Source organism: Pseudodonghicola sp. (assembly GCF_048268305.1).
In the GTDB taxonomy this organism is placed as follows: domain Bacteria; phylum Pseudomonadota; class Alphaproteobacteria; order Rhodobacterales; family Rhodobacteraceae; genus Pseudodonghicola.
Window position 1 is genome coordinate 142706 of record NZ_JBLWVT010000001.1, and the last position, 16978, is coordinate 159683.

20 protein-coding genes and 1 pseudogene are annotated in these 16978 nt (G+C 65.0%); 16 read left to right on the top strand and 5 right to left on the bottom strand.

The features are described from left to right. Window positions 1-22 precede the first annotated feature (22 nt). Window positions 23-628 (bottom strand): MlaC/ttg2D family ABC transporter substrate-binding protein, encoded by a 606-nt coding sequence (locus ACN0V4_RS00710; protein WP_417672588.1) that lies wholly within the window; start codon window positions 626-628, stop codon window positions 23-25. Beyond that, window positions 628-1389 (bottom strand): VacJ family lipoprotein, encoded by a 762-nt coding sequence (locus tag ACN0V4_RS00715; protein ID WP_417672589.1) that lies wholly within the window; start codon window positions 1387-1389, stop codon window positions 628-630. Before ACN0V4_RS00715 ends, ACN0V4_RS00710 begins: the two co-directional genes overlap by 1 nt. A 197-nt stretch (window positions 1390-1586) precedes the next feature. On the opposite strand from ACN0V4_RS00715, the gene ACN0V4_RS00720 reads away from it, so the two are divergent. The 6 genes from ACN0V4_RS00720 to ACN0V4_RS00745 all read left to right on the top strand — a co-directional run bounded on the left by ACN0V4_RS00720 (window position 1587) and on the right by ACN0V4_RS00745 (window position 7553). Then, on the top strand, window positions 1587-3326 hold the full coding sequence (locus tag ACN0V4_RS00720; protein WP_417672590.1) for a type I secretion system permease/ATPase: 1740 nt from the start codon (window positions 1587-1589) through the stop codon (window positions 3324-3326). Continuing rightward, entirely contained in the window at window positions 3323-4726 is a 1404-nt protein-coding gene (locus ACN0V4_RS00725; protein ID WP_417672591.1) for an HlyD family type I secretion periplasmic adaptor subunit, read from the top strand. Before ACN0V4_RS00720 ends, ACN0V4_RS00725 begins: the two co-directional genes overlap by 4 nt. A 71-nt stretch (window positions 4727-4797) precedes the next feature. Beyond that, on the top strand, window positions 4798-5256 hold the full coding sequence (locus ACN0V4_RS00730) for a RidA family protein (protein ID WP_417672592.1): 459 nt from the start codon (window positions 4798-4800) through the stop codon (window positions 5254-5256). Further along, window positions 5253-6029 (top strand): glycerophosphodiester phosphodiesterase family protein, encoded by a 777-nt coding sequence (locus tag ACN0V4_RS00735; protein WP_417672593.1) that lies wholly within the window; start codon window positions 5253-5255, stop codon window positions 6027-6029. The genes ACN0V4_RS00730 and ACN0V4_RS00735 overlap by 4 nt, the downstream gene beginning before the upstream one ends. Window positions 6030-6075: 46 nt before the next feature. Then, a complete protein-coding gene (locus tag ACN0V4_RS00740) occupies window positions 6076-7263 on the top strand; it encodes a GNAT family N-acetyltransferase (RefSeq protein ID WP_417672594.1) in 1188 nt (395 codons plus the stop codon). Further along, window positions 7260-7553, top strand: a complete 294-nt coding sequence (locus ACN0V4_RS00745) for a 4a-hydroxytetrahydrobiopterin dehydratase (protein ID WP_417672595.1) — start codon at window positions 7260-7262, stop codon at window positions 7551-7553. The genes ACN0V4_RS00740 and ACN0V4_RS00745 overlap by 4 nt, the downstream gene beginning before the upstream one ends. Before the next feature lie 58 nt (window positions 7554-7611). On the opposite strand, the gene ACN0V4_RS00750 is transcribed toward ACN0V4_RS00745, so the two are convergent. Further along, on the bottom strand, window positions 7612-8100 hold the full coding sequence (locus ACN0V4_RS00750; RefSeq protein ID WP_417672596.1) for a peroxiredoxin: 489 nt from the start codon (window positions 8098-8100) through the stop codon (window positions 7612-7614). A 95-nt stretch (window positions 8101-8195) separates the two neighbouring features. On the opposite strand from ACN0V4_RS00750, the gene ACN0V4_RS00755 reads away from it, so the two are divergent. From ACN0V4_RS00755 to ACN0V4_RS00765, 3 genes are all read left to right on the top strand, one after another. Continuing rightward, window positions 8196-9407: an NAD(P)/FAD-dependent oxidoreductase gene (locus tag ACN0V4_RS00755; RefSeq protein WP_417672597.1), complete on the top strand. Its 1212-nt coding sequence runs from the start codon at window positions 8196-8198 to the stop codon at window positions 9405-9407. Continuing rightward, window positions 9404-9964, top strand: coding sequence for a 16S rRNA (guanine(966)-N(2))-methyltransferase RsmD (gene rsmD / locus ACN0V4_RS00760; protein WP_417672598.1), 561 nt, complete (start codon window positions 9404-9406; stop codon window positions 9962-9964). Before ACN0V4_RS00755 ends, rsmD begins: the two co-directional genes overlap by 4 nt. A gap of 164 nt (window positions 9965-10128) precedes the next feature. Beyond that, the gene (locus ACN0V4_RS00765; RefSeq protein ID WP_417672599.1) at window positions 10129-10290 is read left to right on the top strand and encodes a hypothetical protein; all 162 of its coding nucleotides are present in this window, start codon (window positions 10129-10131) and stop codon (window positions 10288-10290) included. Between the two features lie 54 nt (window positions 10291-10344). Here the strand turns inward: ACN0V4_RS00765 and map are convergent, their stop codons facing one another. Next, the gene (gene map, locus ACN0V4_RS00770; RefSeq protein WP_417672600.1) at window positions 10345-11157 is read right to left on the bottom strand and encodes a type I methionyl aminopeptidase; all 813 of its coding nucleotides are present in this window, start codon (window positions 11155-11157) and stop codon (window positions 10345-10347) included. A 114-nt stretch (window positions 11158-11271) separates the two neighbouring features. Next, window positions 11272-11970: a DNA/RNA nuclease SfsA gene (sfsA, locus tag ACN0V4_RS00775; protein WP_417672601.1), complete on the bottom strand. Its 699-nt coding sequence runs from the start codon at window positions 11968-11970 to the stop codon at window positions 11272-11274. Between the two features lie 62 nt (window positions 11971-12032). On the opposite strand from sfsA, the gene ACN0V4_RS00780 reads away from it, so the two are divergent. The 7 genes and pseudogenes from ACN0V4_RS00780 (at window position 12033) to ACN0V4_RS00810 (ending at window position 16924) form a co-directional block, all read left to right on the top strand. Next, the gene (locus ACN0V4_RS00780; protein ID WP_417672602.1) at window positions 12033-12755 is read left to right on the top strand and encodes a competence/damage-inducible protein A; all 723 of its coding nucleotides are present in this window, start codon (window positions 12033-12035) and stop codon (window positions 12753-12755) included. A 20-nt stretch (window positions 12756-12775) separates the two neighbouring features. Continuing rightward, a complete protein-coding gene (locus ACN0V4_RS00785; protein ID WP_417672603.1) occupies window positions 12776-13507 on the top strand; it encodes a GNAT family N-acetyltransferase in 732 nt (243 codons plus the stop codon). Beyond that, window positions 13500-14072 (top strand): peroxidase-related enzyme, encoded by a 573-nt coding sequence (locus tag ACN0V4_RS00790; RefSeq protein ID WP_417672604.1) that lies wholly within the window; start codon window positions 13500-13502, stop codon window positions 14070-14072. The genes ACN0V4_RS00785 and ACN0V4_RS00790 overlap by 8 nt, the downstream gene beginning before the upstream one ends. Before the next feature lie 9 nt (window positions 14073-14081). Further along, on the top strand, window positions 14082-15032 hold the full coding sequence (locus ACN0V4_RS00795; protein WP_417672605.1) for an OmpA family protein: 951 nt from the start codon (window positions 14082-14084) through the stop codon (window positions 15030-15032). Window positions 15033-15185: 153 nt separating this feature from the next. After that, on the top strand, window positions 15186-15998 hold the full coding sequence (blaOXA, locus tag ACN0V4_RS00800; RefSeq protein ID WP_417672606.1) for a class D beta-lactamase: 813 nt from the start codon (window positions 15186-15188) through the stop codon (window positions 15996-15998). 63 nt (window positions 15999-16061) lie between these two features. Then, window positions 16062-16232 (top strand): annotated as a pseudogene (locus ACN0V4_RS00805) (LysR family transcriptional regulator); the annotation flags it as partial. Window positions 16233-16252: 20 nt separating this feature from the next. Beyond that, entirely contained in the window at window positions 16253-16924 is a 672-nt protein-coding gene (locus ACN0V4_RS00810) for a LysR substrate-binding domain-containing protein (RefSeq protein WP_417672607.1), read from the top strand. The last annotated feature ends 54 nt before the right edge of the window (window positions 16925-16978 follow it).

Consider the following 16978-nt stretch of genomic DNA (forward strand, 5'->3'; position numbering starts at 1 on the left):
TGAGTGAACGCCTGAATCTTGGTCAGCTTGCGGTCTTCAGATCGGTGATCAGCTTGTCGATACTGCCCTGGCGGGCGTCCAGCATTGAGCCGATCTCGGTCCGTTCGGTCAGCAGCATGTTCACACCCTCGATGTAGATGTTGAAGAACAACTCCTTGCCGGTGCGGTCGGAGACGTGGAAGTTGACCTCGAAGGGCGATTCTCCACGCAGATAGGCGGTGGTGCGCACTTCGAGGAAGTTCTTCACCGGTTGCACCCCCTCGACCTCGAGCCGGCCGCCGATGAATTCGCGGAACCGCTTGCCGTATTTGCGAGAGATATAGCCGGTGAAAGCGTCGGTGAAGGCGCGCTTTTGCGCTGCCGTGGCACGGCGCCCATCCGGCCCCATCGCGTAGGCGGCGATATAGGAGGTGTCGGAATAGGTCTTAAAGATCCGCTCGAACTCGCCATACATGGCGGTTTCGGTCTTGCCGCTGTCGATCACCTTGTTGATCGCGGCGACCACTAGGTCGACCATGGTGCGTGCGTTGTCCGGATTCAGCGCGAAGGCGGCGCGAGGCAAGGCGGATACCGCCATTGCGGCGCCGGCTGCGCCGATCAGGTGTCGTCTGGAAACTGAAACGGTCATCAAAATCCCTCAGTACTGATCGCGTCGGGGGATATGTAGAGATCGGGCGTGTCACCTTCCAGCTTGAAACGGCGATTTTGCAGATAGAGGGTGCGGGCCTGGGCATAACCGTCGGCGCTACCGTAAAGAATCGCGTCGACCATGTCGGAATAGCGGCCGCGTTCACCCAACCGCCGGACGCCATCGGCATAGAGACCGATGTTGTTGACCGGGTTGGTCCGGGCGAAGTCGAGCGGGTTGGTGAACATATTCACCACTACGCCAACCGCGTCGCGGGTGGTCGAGGGGCCATAGATCGGCAGCTCGACATAGGCCCCTTCACCGAATCCCCAGACATGCAAGGTTTCCCCGAAATCGGTGTCCACCTGCGGGACTTTGAACTCGGTCGCCGGGTCGGCGAGGCCGGCGAAGCCCACGGTCGAGTTGATCAGGAAGCGCGCCAGCGCATATCCGGCCTGCTTGAATTTCCCCTGCAAGACGGAGTCGACCATCTGCCCGGGCATCGAGAGGTTTTCAGCGAAATAGTTGAAGCTGTCGACCATCGGGGGCGGGACGACGGCGACGTAACCTTTTGACGCCGGACGGAAAAATACCTTGTCCACGGCAAGGTTGAAACCGTGGACCGTACGGTTGGCACCCTCATAGGGGTCGAAGATCTGTTCTCCTGCCTTTTGTTCCGGTGTTGGGGTGGCACAACCAGCGAGCAGTCCGGTCAGCGCAATCACACTGGCGGCGAGGAGGGGGCGCGGTGAAAGTTCCATGGTCTGAGTCGAATCCGTTATTTACGAGCAGCGAGGCGGTAGCTCTTGAAATGTAGAGACTGACATGGTTGGTCAAAGTCGACACTTCGTCCCTTAATGGATGTGTCACCATAATGAAACAGCCTCTGGGCAGATTGAGCTTCCGAGCGCCTGATTCTCCGGCGCGTCACAATCACTCAAAACCTATTCGGAGAGACATGGCTACTGCTTACCAGAACAGCGCCGACGGAGCCCTTGAGCTCGTCGCGGCGCGCCGACAGAGCCGATCGCTCTATTGGGCCGTTGGCCTGTTCAGCGTGTTCGCCAACATACTGATGCTGACCGGGCCACTTTACATGCTGCAGGTCTATGACCGGGTGTTGGGCAGCCGATCGGTCGAGACCCTGGTGGCCTTGTCGATTCTGGTGGCCTTCCTCTACGGCATCATGGGGCTGCTGGACTTCGCGCGCGGCCGGGTGATGGCGCGGGTCGGCGCAAGATTCCAGGCCGCGCTCGACCGTCGGGTATTCGAGGCGATGCTGCGCCGCTCGGCGGTGGCGCAGGATCCGGTGGCTCAGACCGGGCTGCAGGATCTCGAAGCGATCCAGCGACTGATCGCGGCGCCGGTGCTGATGGTGATCTTCGATCTGCCCTGGACCCCGTTCTTCCTGGTCGGCATCACTCTGTTCCACCCCTATCTGGGCATTCTGGCGGTCTGCGGCGGCACGCTGCTGGTTTTTATCACCGTGCTGAACCAGGTCTATTCGCGCAAGCCGGTGCTGCAGGCCAATGTCTCGTCGCACCGGGCCGGGCTGATGGCCGAGGAAATCCGCAGCGAGGCCGAGACGATCCAGTCGATGGGCATGCGCACCGCTGCCTTCACCCGCTGGAAGAAAACGCGGGACAATTCACTGGTGGAGACCGTGGTGGCGAGCGACGTCGGTGGTACGTTCTCCTCGCTGACCAAGACGCTCAGGATGTTCCTGCAATCGGCGATGCTGGGCCTTGGCGCCTATCTGGTGCTGCAGGGCATGGCGACCGGCGGCGTGATGATCGCCTCGTCGATCCTGCTGAGCCGGGCGCTGGCGCCGATCGAACTGCTGGTCGGCCACTGGCCGCAGGTGCAGCGGGCCCAGAAGGGCTGGCAGCAACTGGGCGAGCTTCTGACGAAAGTGCCGGAGGACAACCGGCGGACGGCCCTGCCCAAGCCCAAGGCGCGGCTTGAGGTCAACGGTCTGACCGTGGTGCCTCCGGGCGACACGCGGGCCAAGCTGAAGACGGTCAGCTTCAAGGTGGAACCGGGCCAGGCGCTGGGGGTGATCGGGCCATCCGGTGCGGGCAAGACGACGCTGGCCCGCGCGCTGACCGGCTTCTGGCGGCCAGCGGGCGGCGTGGTGCGGCTGGATGGTGCGGCGCTCGATCAATATGCGCCGGACGTCCTGGGCCAGCACATCGGCTATCTGCCGCAGCGGGTGCAGCTTTTCGACGGTACCATCGCCGAGAATATCGCGCGGCTCTCGCCGGAACCCGACAGCGCCAAGGTGGTCGAGGCCGCCAAGAAGGCCGCGGCCCATGATCTGATCGTGTCGCTGCCCGAAGGCTATGACACCCGCATCACCGCTGGCGGCGGTCGGCTGTCAGGTGGCCAGATGCAGCGGGTGGCGCTGGCGCGCGCGCTTTACGACGATCCGGTGCTGTTGATCCTGGATGAGCCGAACTCGAACCTCGACAACGAAGGCTCGCTGGCGCTGAACAATGCGATCAAGGGCATGAAGGCGGCCGGCAAGTCGGTGCTGATCATGGCGCACCGGCCGTCGGCGATTCAGGAATGCGATCTGCTGCTGGTGCTTGACGATGGCCATCGCAGCGCCTTCGGTCCGAAGGACCAGGTGCTGCGCGAGATGGTCGCGAACCATCAGCAATTGCTGAAATCCTCTGGGATGGGGGGCATGCGATGAGCATTGTTGAAGCGAACCCTTCGGGCCAGCCGCCGGCGAAACGGCCGGGCAAGAAGCTGCCCGCCAAGCTCGCCGCGAAACCCGCCGGCATCACCGCCGAGAGCGTCCGCGGCTGGTCGGCCGCCAAGCCGCTGTTCGTGGGTTTCCTGGCGCTTTTCCTGCTGGTCGGCGGCTTCGGCACCTGGGCGGTGGTCTCCTCGATCGCGGGCGCCGTGGTGGTCAGCGGCCGGATCGAAGTGGAGAGCAATCGCCAGGTGGTGCAGCACCCCGACGGCGGTGTGGTGTCGGAGGTCCTGGTCGGCGAGGGCGACAGGGTGCAGGCCGGTCAGGTGCTGATCCGGCTGGATGACACCATGCTGAGATCGCAGCTTGCGATCACCGAAGGACAGCTTTTCGAACTCATGGCCCGCCGTGGGCGGCTGGATGCGGAGCGTGACGGGCAGGATACCATCACCTTCGACCCCGAGCTTGAGGAGGTCGCCCGCGATCGCCCCGAGGTGGCCGAGCTGATCGAGGGCCAGCGCCGGTTGTTCCTGGCGCGGCGCGAGTCGGTTGCCCGCGAGACCGAGCAGTTGCAGAAACGCGAATCCCAGATCGGCAACCAGATCGAGGGGATCGAGGCGCAGCGGGCTTCGTTGCGGCTGCAGCTCGAACTGATCCAGCAAGAGTTGAACAACCAGCAGGGGCTGCTGGACCGTGGGCTTGCGCAGGCGGCCACCGTGCTGAACCTGCGCCGCACCGCTGCCGATCTCGAAGGTACGCTGGGCGAGTTGAAGGCCTCGAAGGCACAGGCCGAGGGGCGGATCACCGAGACCGATATCGAAATCCTCAAGCTGGGCACCACCCAGCGCGAGGATGCGATCACCCGGCTGCGTGATCTGGGCTATCGCGAACTGGAACTGGCCGAACAGCGCCGGTCGCTGAAAGAGCAACTTTCGCGGCTCGATATCAAGGCGCCGGTGGCGGGGGTGGTCTATGGGCTCGGGGTGCATACGCTGCGCGCGGTGATCCGGCCGGCCGATCCGCTGATGTACATCGTGCCGCAGGATCAGCCGCTGGTGATCGCGGTGCAGGTCGATCCGATCCATATCGACGAGATTCACGTCGGTCAGGCGGTGATCCTGAGCATGTCGGCACTCGATCAGCGTCATACGCCGCAACTGACCGGCAAGGTGGTGCGGGTATCGGCCGATGCCTTTGACGACAGCAACAGCGGCCGGTCGTTCTATCGCGCCGAAATCGTGCTGGATGAAGGCCAGACCGACCTGTTGCCCGAGGGCAAGGTGCTGATCCCGGGCATGCCGGTGCAGGCTTTCGTGCGCACGGCCGACCGTTCGCCGCTGGCCTATCTGGTCAAGCCCTTCACCGACTACTTCACCAAGGCCTTCCGCGAAAACTGACGTTTCCCCTTTCGGCCTTCGGGCCGAGAGGGTAGCGTCCGCGCCAAACCGATCAGAAGGAGAGCCGAGCGATGAGCATCGAAGGCAGATTGGAAAACATGGGCGTTACCCTGCCCGACGCCCCCGCTCCGGCGGCGAATTACGTGCCCTTCGTGCGGGTCGGCGACATGCTTTACGTCTCGGGCCAGATTTCGTCCGGCGCAGATGGGCTGATCTGCGGCAAGCTGGGCGCCGACATGGATGTCGAGGCCGGCGCCGCCGCGGCGCGGGCCTGCGCGATCAACCTGCTGGCGCAGGTGCGGGTCGCCTGCAACGGCGATCTCGACAAGCTGGTGCGCGTCGTCAAGCTGACCGGCTTCGTCAACTCCACCCAGGAGTTCACCAATCAGCCCGAGGTGATCAACGGTGCATCGGACTTCATGGTCGCGGCACTGGGCGATGCCGGCCGGCATTCGCGTTCCGCCGTTTCCGCCGCCGCGCTGCCGCGGGGCGTCGCGGTGGAGGTCGAGGGGATTTTCCTGCTGCGATGAGACATCTGGCGACCCTGCCCGACGATCTGCTGCGCCTGCCGGTGGCGCATCGGGCCCTGCATGATCTGGCCGACGGCCGACCCGAGAACAGCCGCGCGGCGATCCGCGCGGCGATCGCTGCGGGCTATGCGATCGAGATTGACCTGCAATTGACCGCCGATGGTCAGGCCATGGTCTTTCACGATTACGACCTGAAGCGGCTGACCCACGACGCCGGCCCGCTGCGTCAGCGGACCGCGGCGGAGCTGTCGCAAATCCCGCTTGCCGGCGGCGATGGCGAGGGCATCCCGCGCTTCTCTGAGGTGCTGGAGCTGGTCGCGGGCCGGGTGCCGCTGCTGATCGAGTTCAAGGATCAGGACGGCGCCATGGGCCCCGACGTCGGCCCGCTGGAAGCGGCGGCAGCCGAGGCGCTGAAGGGCTATGGCGGGCCGCTGGCGTTGATGTCCTTCAATCCGCATTCGATGGCGGAAATGGCGCGGCTCGCCCCCGATCTGCGCCGCGGGCTGGTGACCAGCGCCTATGATCCGGCCCATTGGCCGCTCTCGGCCGCGACCTGCGATCATCTGCGCGAGATCCCCGATTTCGACCGGGTCGAGGCCTCGTTCATCAGCCATGAGGCCGCCGATCTGGCCCGCCCCCGGGTGCGGGCGCTGCATGCCGAAGGGGTGCCGGTGCTGTGCTGGACCATCCGGTCGCCCGCAGCCGAGGCAGAGGCGCGCAAGCTTGCCGACAATATCACCTTTGAGGGCTATCTGGCCGATATCCCGGGTTGAACGGGCGGGGTCCGGGCCCAGATAGTGCCCAGGCCCCGGAGGAAATATGGATCAGGCGCAGATCGAAATTCAGGTTGTCGCCTCGCTGGCGGAGATTGATGCCGGCGATTGGGATGCCTGCGCCTGCCCCGAGGCGATGGGGGGCGGGCGCCCCGCCGATCCCTTCACCACCCACCGGTTCCTCAAGGCGCTGGAAGACAGCCGATCGGTCGGGCGTGGCACCGGCTGGCAGCCGCAATATCTGACGGCGCATCTCGACGGGCAGATGATCGCCGCCGCGCCGATGTATGCGAAATCCAACAGCCAGGGCGAATATATCTTCGATCATAGCTGGGCCCATGCCTATGAGCGCGCCGGCGGGCGCTATTATCCCAAGCTGCAGATCGCCGTGCCCTTCACCCCGGCGACCGGGCGGCGGTTTCTGGTGCGCCCAGGCTATGAGGGGATCGGGCAATCGGCGCTGGTGCAGGGGGCGGTGCAACTGGCAGACGCCAATAACCTCTCGTCGCTGCATGTCACCTTCTGCACCGAGACGGAGGCCGCGGCGGGCGAGGCGATGGGGTTGCAGGCCAGGGTCAGCCAGCAGTTTCACTGGGTCAATCGCGGCTATGCCGATTTCGAGGGTTTCCTCGCCGATCTCTCCTCGCGCAAGCGCAAGAGCATCCGCAAGGAGCGGCGTGAGGCGAATGAGTTCGGCGGCTCGATCCAGGCCTTCACCGGCGACGATTTGCGCCCCGAGCATTGGGAGGCCTTCTGGGCCTTCTATCAGGACACCGGCGCGCGCAAATGGGGTTCGCCCTATCTGACGCGGGCCTTCTTCGATCTGGCGCAAGAGCGGCTGCGCGATGACGTCTTGCTGGTGCTTGCCGAACGCAACGGCCGCTGGGTCGCCGGCGCGTTGAACTTCATCGGGCGCGAGACGCTGTTCGGCCGCTACTGGGGGGCGATCGAACATCACCCCTGCCTGCATTTCGAACTCTGCTATTACCGGGCCATCGACTATGCCATTGCCCATGGGCTGGCGCGGGTCGAGGCCGGCGCGCAGGGCGAACACAAGCTGGCGCGCGGCTATCTGCCGGCCCAGACCCATAGCCTGCATTGGATTGCCGATCCCGGTTTCGCCGATGCGGTGGCGCGTTTTCTCGAGGCCGAGCGCGCCGCGGTGGAGGAGGAGATCGACATCCTCACCGATTACGGCCCGTTCAGGAAGATCCAAGTGGAGGAGCAGGAATGAGCGAAATTCTGTCAGACGAGGCGCGTCACCTGCTGTTGGAGCCGTTGTTCAAGACCGGCTGGGCCCTGGCCGAGGGGCGCGATGCGCTGGTCAAGACCTATGAGTTCGAGAATTTCGTCGAGGCGTTCGGCTGGATGACCCGCGCGGCGATGTGGGCCGAGAAATGGGATCATCACCCCGACTGGCACAATGTCTACAAGACCGTCAAGGTCGAGCTCTGGTCGCATGATCTGGGCGGTCTCAGCGCGCGGGACGCCAAGCTGGCGCGCAAGATGGACAGTCTGCTCTGATCGCTGTCGCCGGTGGTCGGCCCCGAAGGGCCGACCTGGGGGCGGGATTTCGGCGATCTCAGATCGCGGCCAACAGGCCTTCGCCGGCCGAGACTTCGCACTGGCCGGAATTCTCTTCGGCGTTCAGCACGCTGACGACGCCGTCCTCGACCAGCATGGCATAGCGTTTCGACCGCGCCATCAGGCCGGCGGGGGGCGCGTCGAAATTCATGCCGATGGCGGTGGTGAAGGCGCTTTGCGCGTCCGACAGCATGCTGATGCCGGCCGCGGTGGCGCCGGTCGCCTCGCCCCAGGCCTTCATCACGAAGGGGTCGTTGACCGAGATGCAGATGATCTCGTCCACGCCCTTGGCATCGAATTGGGCCTTGGTGCGGATGAAGCTCGGCACATGGGCGGAATGGCAGGTGGGGGTGAAGGCGCCGGGAACGGCGAAGATCACCACTTTGCGGCCCTTGGTCAGATCCGAAATCTGCACCGCTTCGGGGCCGTTCGCGCCGAAACGGATCAATGTTGCGTCAGGCAGGCTGTCGCCGGGTTTGATGGTCATGTGTGTCCCTTTCTCAAGCGATTGTGTTTCGCCCGAAGGTGAATGTAGTGTCCCGGCGAAAAAGGAAAACGACCAAATCCAATGGAGAGAGGCATATGAGCCATATCGTTGTGATCGGAGCCGGCCAGGCCGGATCGTCCCTGGTGGCGAAGCTGCGCAAGGATGGCTTTGACGGCCAGATCACCCTGATCGGGGCCGAGACGGTGCCGCCCTATCAACGTCCGCCGCTGTCGAAGGCCTATCTGCTGGGCGACATGGCGCTGGAGCGTCTGTTTTTGCGGCCGGAGAGCTTCTATGCCGATCAGAACATCGCCTTGAAGCTGGGCCAGCCGGTCACCGCCATCGACCCGGCGGCAAAGACCGTGACAGTCGGGGGAGAGGTGATCGTCTATGACGATCTGGTGCTGACCACCGGATCGGACCCGCGGCTGTTGCCGGCCGCGATCGGTGGCGATCTGCAGGGCGTCTTTGCCGTGCGGACCCTGAAGGATGTCGACGCCATGGCGCCCGCCGTGGTCGAGGGCGCCCATGCGCTGATCGTCGGCGGCGGCTATATCGGGCTGGAGGCGGCGGCGGTCTGTGCCAAGCTGGGGGTCAAGGTCACCCTGGTCGAGATGGCCGAGCGCATCCTGCAACGGGTGGCAGCACCCGAGACCAGCGATTATTTCCGCGACCTGCACCGCTCCCATGGGGTGGATATCCGCGAAGGCGTCGGGCTGACCCGGCTGGTGGGCGCTGACGGCAAGGTCACCGGCGCGGTGCTGTCGGATGGCAGCGATCTGGCGGTGGATTTCGTCGTCGTGGGCGTCGGCATTGCGCCCGCCACCGCCCTGGCCGAGGCCGCGGGGCTTGAGATCGACAATGGCATCAAGGTCGACGGGCTCGGCCGCACCTCGGATCCGCATGTCTGGGCGGCGGGAGATTGCGCCTCCTTCCCCTACAGGGGTGGCCGGCTGCGGCTGGAAAGCGTGCCGAACGCCATTGATCAGGCCGAATGCGTCGCCGGCAACTTGCTGGGCGCCGGGGTGGATTACGTGCCGAAACCCTGGTTCTGGTCGGATCAATACGACGTCAAGCTGCAGATCGCCGGGCTGAACGCCGGCTATGACCATATCGTCGCCCGGCGCGGCGAGGGGCTGAGCGCATCGTTCTGGTACTTCAAGGGCGATCAGCTTCTGGCGGTGGACGCGATGAACGATCCGCGCGCCTATATGGTCGGCAAGCGGTTGATCGAGGCGGGCAAGACTGCCGACCCGGCGCTGGTGGGCGATCCCGCCTTCGATCTGAAAGGCTTGATGCGGGCGTGAGGATCATCGCGGGAGAGTTTCGGGGAAGGGCGCTCGCCTCGGTCGGCAAGGGGGACGCGGGGGCGCATCTGCGCCCCACCACCGACCGGGTGCGCGAAAGCCTGTTCTCGGTGCTGACCCATTACGGGGTGATCCCCGGCGCGCGGGTGCTCGATCTCTTCGCTGGCACCGGCGCGCTGGGGCTCGAGGCGCTGTCGCGCGGCGCGGCCGAGGTCACCTTTGTCGAAAACGGCCGGGTGGGGCAGGGGCTGATCGCCAAGAATGTCGAGATTACCCGCAGCAAGGGCGCGACCCGGCTGATCCGCCGCGACGCCACCAAGCTGGGCCCGCACGAGGGCGCCGCTTTCGATCTGATCTTTCTGGATCCGCCCTATGGCATGGGGCTGGGGGCCAAGGCGCTCGACGCCGCCCTGGCCGGCGGCTGGCTCGCTTCCGGCGGCCTGGTGGTCTGGGAAGAGAATGCGCCGATGGAGCCGCCTGAGGGCTTCACCCTGCTGGAACGGCGCAAATATGGTGACACCCATATGACCCTGCTTGAGGTCGCGGCGGCGGGCTAGAAACCGTCCCTGCCGTGGTTCGCCCCGGGCCTTCCGCGAAGTAACAAATTTGTGACGCTGCGGCGCAGCGGTTTTTACCTCGCTGCCTCTCGCATTTTTCGGGCATCATGCCTATTTCCCGCGCAGATGAAAAACAACAAGAACAAGACTGACGAGCGAGAATTATGACTGGATTGCGTGTGTCTCTTCTGGGCGGGATTGCCCTGTCTGCCCTGGTCGCGGGGACGGTGGCGCTTTATGCCGCCGATTGCGAACAACGAATTTCCGAGCGGTATCAATCCGCCCCCCTGCATGTGCAAAAGGCGATGACGCTGAACGCGCAGTAAGGGGCCGTGACGCCGGCGGCATCGCCGGAGGTCCGAAACGACAAAGCTGTCGGATCATTCGTAGGTGGGGTGGAAATTGCCCGCCGGCGATAGGGTGAAGATATCGACACCATTGGCGGTCACCCCCACCGAATGCTCGTATTGCGCCGACAGCGACTTGTCGCGGGTCACCGCCGTCCATTCGTCGGCCAGCGTCTTGGTCTCGGGGCGGCCGAGGTTCACCATCGGCTCGATGGTGAAGAACATGCCTTCCTCGAGCACGGCGCCGGTGCCCGGACGGCCATAATGCAGAACGTTCGGCCGGTCGTGGAACACCTGACCCAGCCCATGGCCGCAGAAGTCGCGCACCACGCTCATCCGCTGGCTTTCGACATAGGACTGGATGGCATGGCCGATGTCGCCGAAGGTATTGCCCGGCTTGACCATCTCGATGCCGATCATCAGCGAGTCATAGGTGACCTGCAGCAGCCGCTCCGCCTTGCGGGAAATCTTGCCGGCCACATACATCCGGCTGGTGTCGCCGAACCAGCCGTCGACGATCACGGTGACGTCGATGTTCAGGATGTCGCCATCCTGCAGCCGCTTGTCGCCGGGGATGCCGTGGCAGACCACATGGTTCACGCTGATGCAGCTTGCGTGTTTGTAGCCCTTGTATCCGATCGTCGCCGAGGTGGCGCCATAGGCGGTCACCTTCTCTTCGATGATACGGTCGATCGCTCCGGTGGTCTGGCCGGGGAAGATGTGTTCGGGCATTTCGTCAAGGATACGGGCGGCGACTTGTCCCGCCTTGTGCATGCCGGCGAAATCGGCCTCTTGGTAAATACGGATACCGTCCCGGTTCAGATGTCCGTTCAATTCGGTTTTCAAGGGTAGGCTCCATCTTTCTGCCTGATTATGCCTGTATCTAATAACTTCGGCAGGAAAGTGCCAGAGCCGCGCCCGGATGGTCGGCAGCCTTGCATCTGGCGCAAGGGCGGGGGGCTAGCCGACGAAGGGCAGGGCGCGGCCCAGGCTGATGTCCTCGGGCGAGATGCGGCAATCGAAACACAGGATTTCGACGCCTGCCGATCGTGCCGCCGCCACCCCGGCCGCATAGGCGGGGTCGATGTCGCCGGCGATGCCGACCCGGTCGCAATCGGTGCGCTGCACCAGATAGAGCATCACCGCCCGATGCCCCGCCGCGACCATGGCGGAGAGCTCGCCCAGATGTTTCAGCCCGCGCGCGGTTCTGGCATCGGGGAATTCGGCAAAGCCGGGCTGACGGCTCAGCGTCACCGATTTCACCTCGACATAGGTATCGGGGCCGGCGCCCGACAGCAGGAAATCCACCCGGCTGTTTTCGCCGTATTTCACTTCCGGCCGCACCACCGGAGCCTCGAGCCCCGGAACCTCGCCCGCCTCCAGCGCCGCCTTCAGGGCACGGTTGGGGACCGAGGTGTCGACGCCGGTGAAATGGCCGTTCTCGTGATCGACCAGCCGCCAGCCGAATTTCAGCTTCTTCTTCGGGTCGTCGTTGGGCTCCAGCCAGATTTTCATTTCAGGCTCCGCCAGGCCCATCATCGACCCGGGGTTGGCGCAATGGGCGGTCACCTCGCGCCCGTCCTCCAGCCGGCAATCGGCCAGAAACCGCTTGTAGCGGCGGATCAGCCGGGCGGGGACGAGAGGGGTTGGAAAGCGCATGAAAGCCGGCCTATACCTGCCGGCGCGGCCCTTCAAGACCGCGCAGCAAGGGAAGGGGAACCATGGGCAATCCAACCGCAGCCATGCTTGTGATCGGGGATGAGATCCTCTCGGGGCGGACCCGCGATTCCAACATGTATTTCCTGGCCGGCGAGCTGACCAAGCGCGGCATCGACCTGAAGGAAGTTCGCGTCGTCGGGGACGAGCGTGATGCCATCGTCGCCGGCGTTCGGGCGCTGTCCTCGGCCTATGATCACGTCTTCACCAGCGGCGGCATCGGGCCGACGCATGACGACATCACCGCCGATAGCATCGCCGCCGCCTTCGATACGCCGATTTCGGTGCGCGACGATGCCCGTGCGCTGCTGGCCGCCCATTACGCCAAGACCGGGGCCGAGCTGAACGAGGCTCGTCTGCGCATGGCGCGGATTCCCGACGGCGCCGCGCTGATCGACAACCCGGTATCGACCGCGCCGGGCTTCACCCTTGGCAATGTCCATGTGATGGCCGGCGTGCCCACGGTGTTCGAGGCGATGGTGGCGAGCGTGCTGCCGAATCTGACCGGCGGCGCGCCGCTTCTGTCGCAAAGCCTGCGCCTGATGCGTGGCGAGGGCGAGATCGCGACGCCGCTGGCGGCGCTCGCGGCCGATTTCCCCGATCTCTCCATCGGCTCCTATCCGTTCCAGAAGGATGGGGTCTATGGCACCAATATCGTCATCCGGGGCACCGAAGGTCCGCGGATCGACGCGGCGATGACCCGCCTGGCGCGCGAGGTCGGTCTGTGACGGCGGCGGCTGATGAGGCCGTGGCGCCCTGGCTGTTTGCCACAGTCGATGGCACCTGGCCGGCGGCGCGCTATATCCACCAAGGCCCCTGGCTGTTGCGGCAGGGGCTGGGCGGCGGCAGCCGGGTTTCGGCGACCTCGGCCATGGGGCCGGTGACCGAGGCCGATATCGCGCTGGCCGAAGAGGGAATGCGCGCGCTGGGTCAGCGCCTGCTGTTCATGATTCGCCCGGGCGACGAGGCGCTTGACCAGATGCTGGCGGCGCGCGGCTATCAGGTGATGGACCCGGTTCAGGCCTATGCCGCGCCGGTCGAGGTGCTGACGGATATCCCGGTGCCCCGGGTCACCGTGCTGCAGGTCTGGGAACCCTTGGAGATCATGCGCGAGATCTGGGCCGAGGGCGGCATCGGTCCGGCGCGGCTGGCGGTGATGGAGCGGGCGCAGGGGCCCAAGACCGGGCTGCTCGCGCGTTTCAACGACAAGCCGGGCGGAACCGCCTTCGTGGCGATCCACGAGGGCGTCGCCATGCTGCACGCACTTGAGATCCTGCCGCATCAGCGCAAGCAGGGGCTGGCCAAGTGGATGATGCGCGGCGCCGCCTTCTGGGCGCAGGCCAATGGCGCCCATACGCTGTCGGTGGTCTGCACCCGGGCGAATATCGGGGCGAACGCCTTGTATTCCTCTCTCGGAATGTCTGTAGTGGGGGCCTACCACTACCGCATCTTGCAAGAGGAGGAGTTTGCAAGTGACTGAAGAGAGAGCCGCCACCGCGCTTGACCTGCCGATGGTCGACCCATTGCCCGAGGCGACGCAGAAATACTTCGATATCTGCCAGGACAAGCTGGGGCTGGTGCCGAACGTGCTGAAGGCGAATGCCTTCGATATCGACAAGCTGAACGTTTTTTCGGCGATGTACAACGATCTGATGCTGGCCCCCAGCGGGCTGAGCAAGCTCGAACGCGAGATGATCGCGGTGGTGGTCTCGTCGATCAACCGGTGTTTCTATTGCCAGGTCGCCCATGGCGCCGCCGTGCGTGAGCTGTCGGGCAATCCGATGCTGGGCGAGATGCTGGTGATGAACTATCGCGTGGCGCCGCTGGATGCGCGGCAACGCGCGATGCTGGAATTCGCCGAGAAGGCGACCCAAGCCAGCTATACCATCGTCGAGGCCGACCGGCAGGCGCTGCGCGAGGCCGGGTTCTCCGATCGCGATATCTGGGATATCGCCAATGTCGCGGGTTTCTTCAACATGACCAACCGGGTGGCCAGCGCCACCGGCATGTGGCCCAACGACGAATATCACGGGATGCACAGGTAACGGATGCTCTTGGGCGGATGGCGGGATATCGGGCTTCGGGCGCTGCTGCTGGCGGCGCCGCTGCTCATGTCCGGAGCCGCCGCCGCCCTCGAGATGCCCGCCGCCGCGCGCCTGCTGTCCGAGCGGATCCTGCCGCTCGACAGCTATGATCTGCCGGTCGGGGTCTTCGACGGCTCGGCCGTGCCCTCGCGGGTGTTCGAGGGGCGGGTCGCGCGGCGCAGCTGGCGGATCGACGGCAGCGCGGCCACCACGCTGCAGCTTTTGCAGCCATTGCGCGATCAGTTGCGGGCGGCTGGCTATGTGGTGATCTTCGACTGCGCCGCGCACGATTGCGGTGGCTTCGATTTCCGCTATGGCACCGATGTCGCCGAGGCGCCGCAGATGCATGTGGATCTGGGCAATTACCGTTTCGTCTCGGCCATTCGCGGCGCCGACGAGGCGCTGAGCCTGTTGATCAGCCGCACCGGCAGCAGCGCCTATATCCAGGAAATCCACGTCAGCCCGCCCTCTCGCGAGGAAGAGGCGACGGCACCGGGCCCTTCGGAAACGCCATCTGAGACAGAGGCGCCCGCCCCCGCCGCCACAGGCGACGCCTTGATCGATCAGCTCGTGGCCGATGGGCATGTGGTGCTGCCCGATCTGGACTTCGGCACCGGCGCCGGTGCGCTTGGCTCCGGCCCTTTCGCCTCATTGGAAAAGCTTGCCGGGTTTCTCCAGGCCAATCCTGACTATCGGATCATGCTGGTCGGTCATACCGACAGCGTCGGCGCGCTCGAGGGCAACCTGACCCTGTCGCGGCAGCGCGCCGAGGCGGTGCGCGACCGGCTGCTCGGGCTCTATGGGCTCGACATGAACCGGGTCAGCGCCGAGGGGGTCGGCTATCTGGCGCCGGTTGCTTCGAATCTCACCGCCGAGGGGCGGAACAAGAACCGCCGGGTCGAGGCGGTGTTGCTGCCCTGACCCTCTCTGGCTGACATGCTCCTGTCTTCTGCCCGGTCGGGTGCGTTCGCCTAGTGCCTTCATTCCGGATTGTATCGTGATCAGTCCGAACATGACTTGGACCTCGATGCGCCGGGGGCGGTATTCACCGAAGACGGCAGCAAGGAGAAGCGGATGGGCAAGATGATTGCCATTGTCATGGCGGCGGTTCTGGGGCTCGCCGGGGCGGCGTCGGCGGACGAGCGTGTGGTCTGCACCCTGGCGCAGGAGATCGGATCGGCCACACCGCTGGTCCGGCAAGGCCAGTGCGATGACAGGATCTCGCCGGCGTCGACATTCAAGGTGGCGATCAGCCTGATGGGGTTCGATGCCGGGATCCTGAGCACTCCAGATGTGCCTGAATTGCCCTTCAGGGAAGGCTATGCGGATTGGAACCCGAAGTGGCGGCAGCCGACCACGCCGACAAGCTGGATGCGCGATTCGGTGGTGTGGTATTCGCAGCGGATAACAGAGCAACTCGGCCCCGATCGCTTCACCGACTATGTCGATGCCTTCGGCTATGGGAATATGGATGTCTCCGGCGATGCGGGAAAGGCGAACGGCCTGACCCATGCCTGGCTGAGTTCGTCGCTGCAGATCTCTCCCGCCGAGCAGGTCGCTTTCCTCACCCGCATGATCGGGGGCAAACTGCCGGTGTCCGCCTTTTCCGTCGATCAGACGAAGGCGCTGATGGACAATGGCGAACAGCCGGGCGGCTGGCATCTCTATGGCAAGACTGGCGCCGGGTTGCCCTTTGGCGACGACGGCGCCCTGCTCAGGGGGCGGCCGTTCGGCTGGTATGTCGGCTGGGCCGAGAAGAGCGATCGCAGGGTGGTCTTCGCGCGTCTTGTCCGGTTCGGTGAACGTCCGACTTCCGGCGCTCCGGGGGCGATTGCCCGCAGCGGTCTGGTCACGGTTCTGTTCGGGCCGGAGGGTGCGCTGAAGTGAGACCGTCTTGACGGGCTGTCATACCCGGATGCCTCCTTGTGCCGGTCAGGGAGTGGCCGGTCGATGAATATCGAGCAGTTGCGGGATTTCCTCTGCGTGGCGGAGACGCTGAACCTGACGCTGGCGTCCGAGCGGCGCAACACCACCCAATCGAATCTGAGCAAGCGTCTGCGATCGCTGGAAGATTATCTTGGTCGGCTTCTGGTCGATCGGCGCAGCCGGCCGATCCGTCTGACAAAGGCGGCGAAGACTTCGTGCCGAAGGCCCAGCAGATCCTGGCCGAGATCGACCTGTTCCGCGGCGCTTCGACGCCCTGGAGCCCGAGCGAGGGCGGCGTGTCCATCGTCATGCCGCACAGTGCGACGGTCACGCTGTTTCCCGAGTTCAAGGAAAGGCTGTCGCGCCACTTGCCGGGGGTCTATTTCGCGCCGCGGATTGCCAATCACGATATGGCGGCGCGGATGTTGGCGCGGTCCGAGGTCGATCTTGCTCTGGTAACCCGCCACCCTCTGGTGCCGATAGATGACGATTTCACCGTGTTCCGCGCGGCAGATATCGGCACGGACAGATTGGTGATCGTAGAGCCGCAGGGCGTGGGGGATGTCGCATTGCCGCTGCATGTGTCGCATCCGCTGACCTATATTGGCCGGATATGGCGGGCCTGCCGCACCGATCTGCCGGTCACGGAGGAGGTCCCGCATGGGATGGCTGCCGATATCCGGGCGCATTGCATCGCCGGGCGCGGCCGTGGCGTTCTGCCCGCCTCTCTGATCGAGGCCGATGTTGCGGCGGGGCGGCTGGCCGTCAGGCCGGCACCCGAGGGGCTGGGCTATACCATCACTCTCGTTTGCGCGCCGCGCGCGTCCCGCCGCGCCAAGCGGATCTGGTCACTTGCCTCCGAAGGCCTCACCCGGCTGGCAACCTAGAGGCAGGCCCGCCCGACGGGTGCGACCCGCGTCCGCGAGGCGGTTTTCGCCACG

Bases quoted from the DNA above. Each gene is read 5' to 3' on its own strand.
- ACN0V4_RS00735 (WP_417672593.1), top strand. From the start codon at position 5,253: ATGAGACATCTGGCGACCCTGCCCGACGATCTGCTGCGCCTGCCGGTG.
- ACN0V4_RS00750 (WP_417672596.1), bottom strand. From the start codon at position 8,100: ATGACCATCAAACCCGGCGACAGCCTGCCTGACGCAACATTGATCCGT.
- ACN0V4_RS00740 (WP_417672594.1), top strand. From the start codon at position 6,076: ATGGATCAGGCGCAGATCGAAATTCAGGTTGTCGCCTCGCTGGCGGAG.
- sfsA (WP_417672601.1), bottom strand. From the start codon at position 11,970: ATGCGCTTTCCAACCCCTCTCGTCCCCGCCCGGCTGATCCGCCGCTAC.
- ACN0V4_RS00715 (WP_417672589.1), bottom strand. From the start codon at position 1,389: ATGGAACTTTCACCGCGCCCCCTCCTCGCCGCCAGTGTGATTGCGCTG.
- ACN0V4_RS00725 (WP_417672591.1), top strand. From the start codon at position 3,323: ATGAGCATTGTTGAAGCGAACCCTTCGGGCCAGCCGCCGGCGAAACGG.
- ACN0V4_RS00780 (WP_417672602.1), top strand. From the start codon at position 12,033: ATGGGCAATCCAACCGCAGCCATGCTTGTGATCGGGGATGAGATCCTC.
- ACN0V4_RS00745 (WP_417672595.1), top strand. From the start codon at position 7,260: ATGAGCGAAATTCTGTCAGACGAGGCGCGTCACCTGCTGTTGGAGCCG.
- ACN0V4_RS00765 (WP_417672599.1), top strand. From the start codon at position 10,129: ATGACTGGATTGCGTGTGTCTCTTCTGGGCGGGATTGCCCTGTCTGCC.
- ACN0V4_RS00720 (WP_417672590.1), top strand. From the start codon at position 1,587: ATGGCTACTGCTTACCAGAACAGCGCCGACGGAGCCCTTGAGCTCGTC.
- ACN0V4_RS00730 (WP_417672592.1), top strand. From the start codon at position 4,798: ATGAGCATCGAAGGCAGATTGGAAAACATGGGCGTTACCCTGCCCGAC.
- ACN0V4_RS00755 (WP_417672597.1), top strand. From the start codon at position 8,196: ATGAGCCATATCGTTGTGATCGGAGCCGGCCAGGCCGGATCGTCCCTG.
- ACN0V4_RS00710 (WP_417672588.1), bottom strand. From the start codon at position 628: ATGACCGTTTCAGTTTCCAGACGACACCTGATCGGCGCAGCCGGCGCC.
- blaOXA (WP_417672606.1), top strand. From the start codon at position 15,186: ATGGGCAAGATGATTGCCATTGTCATGGCGGCGGTTCTGGGGCTCGCC.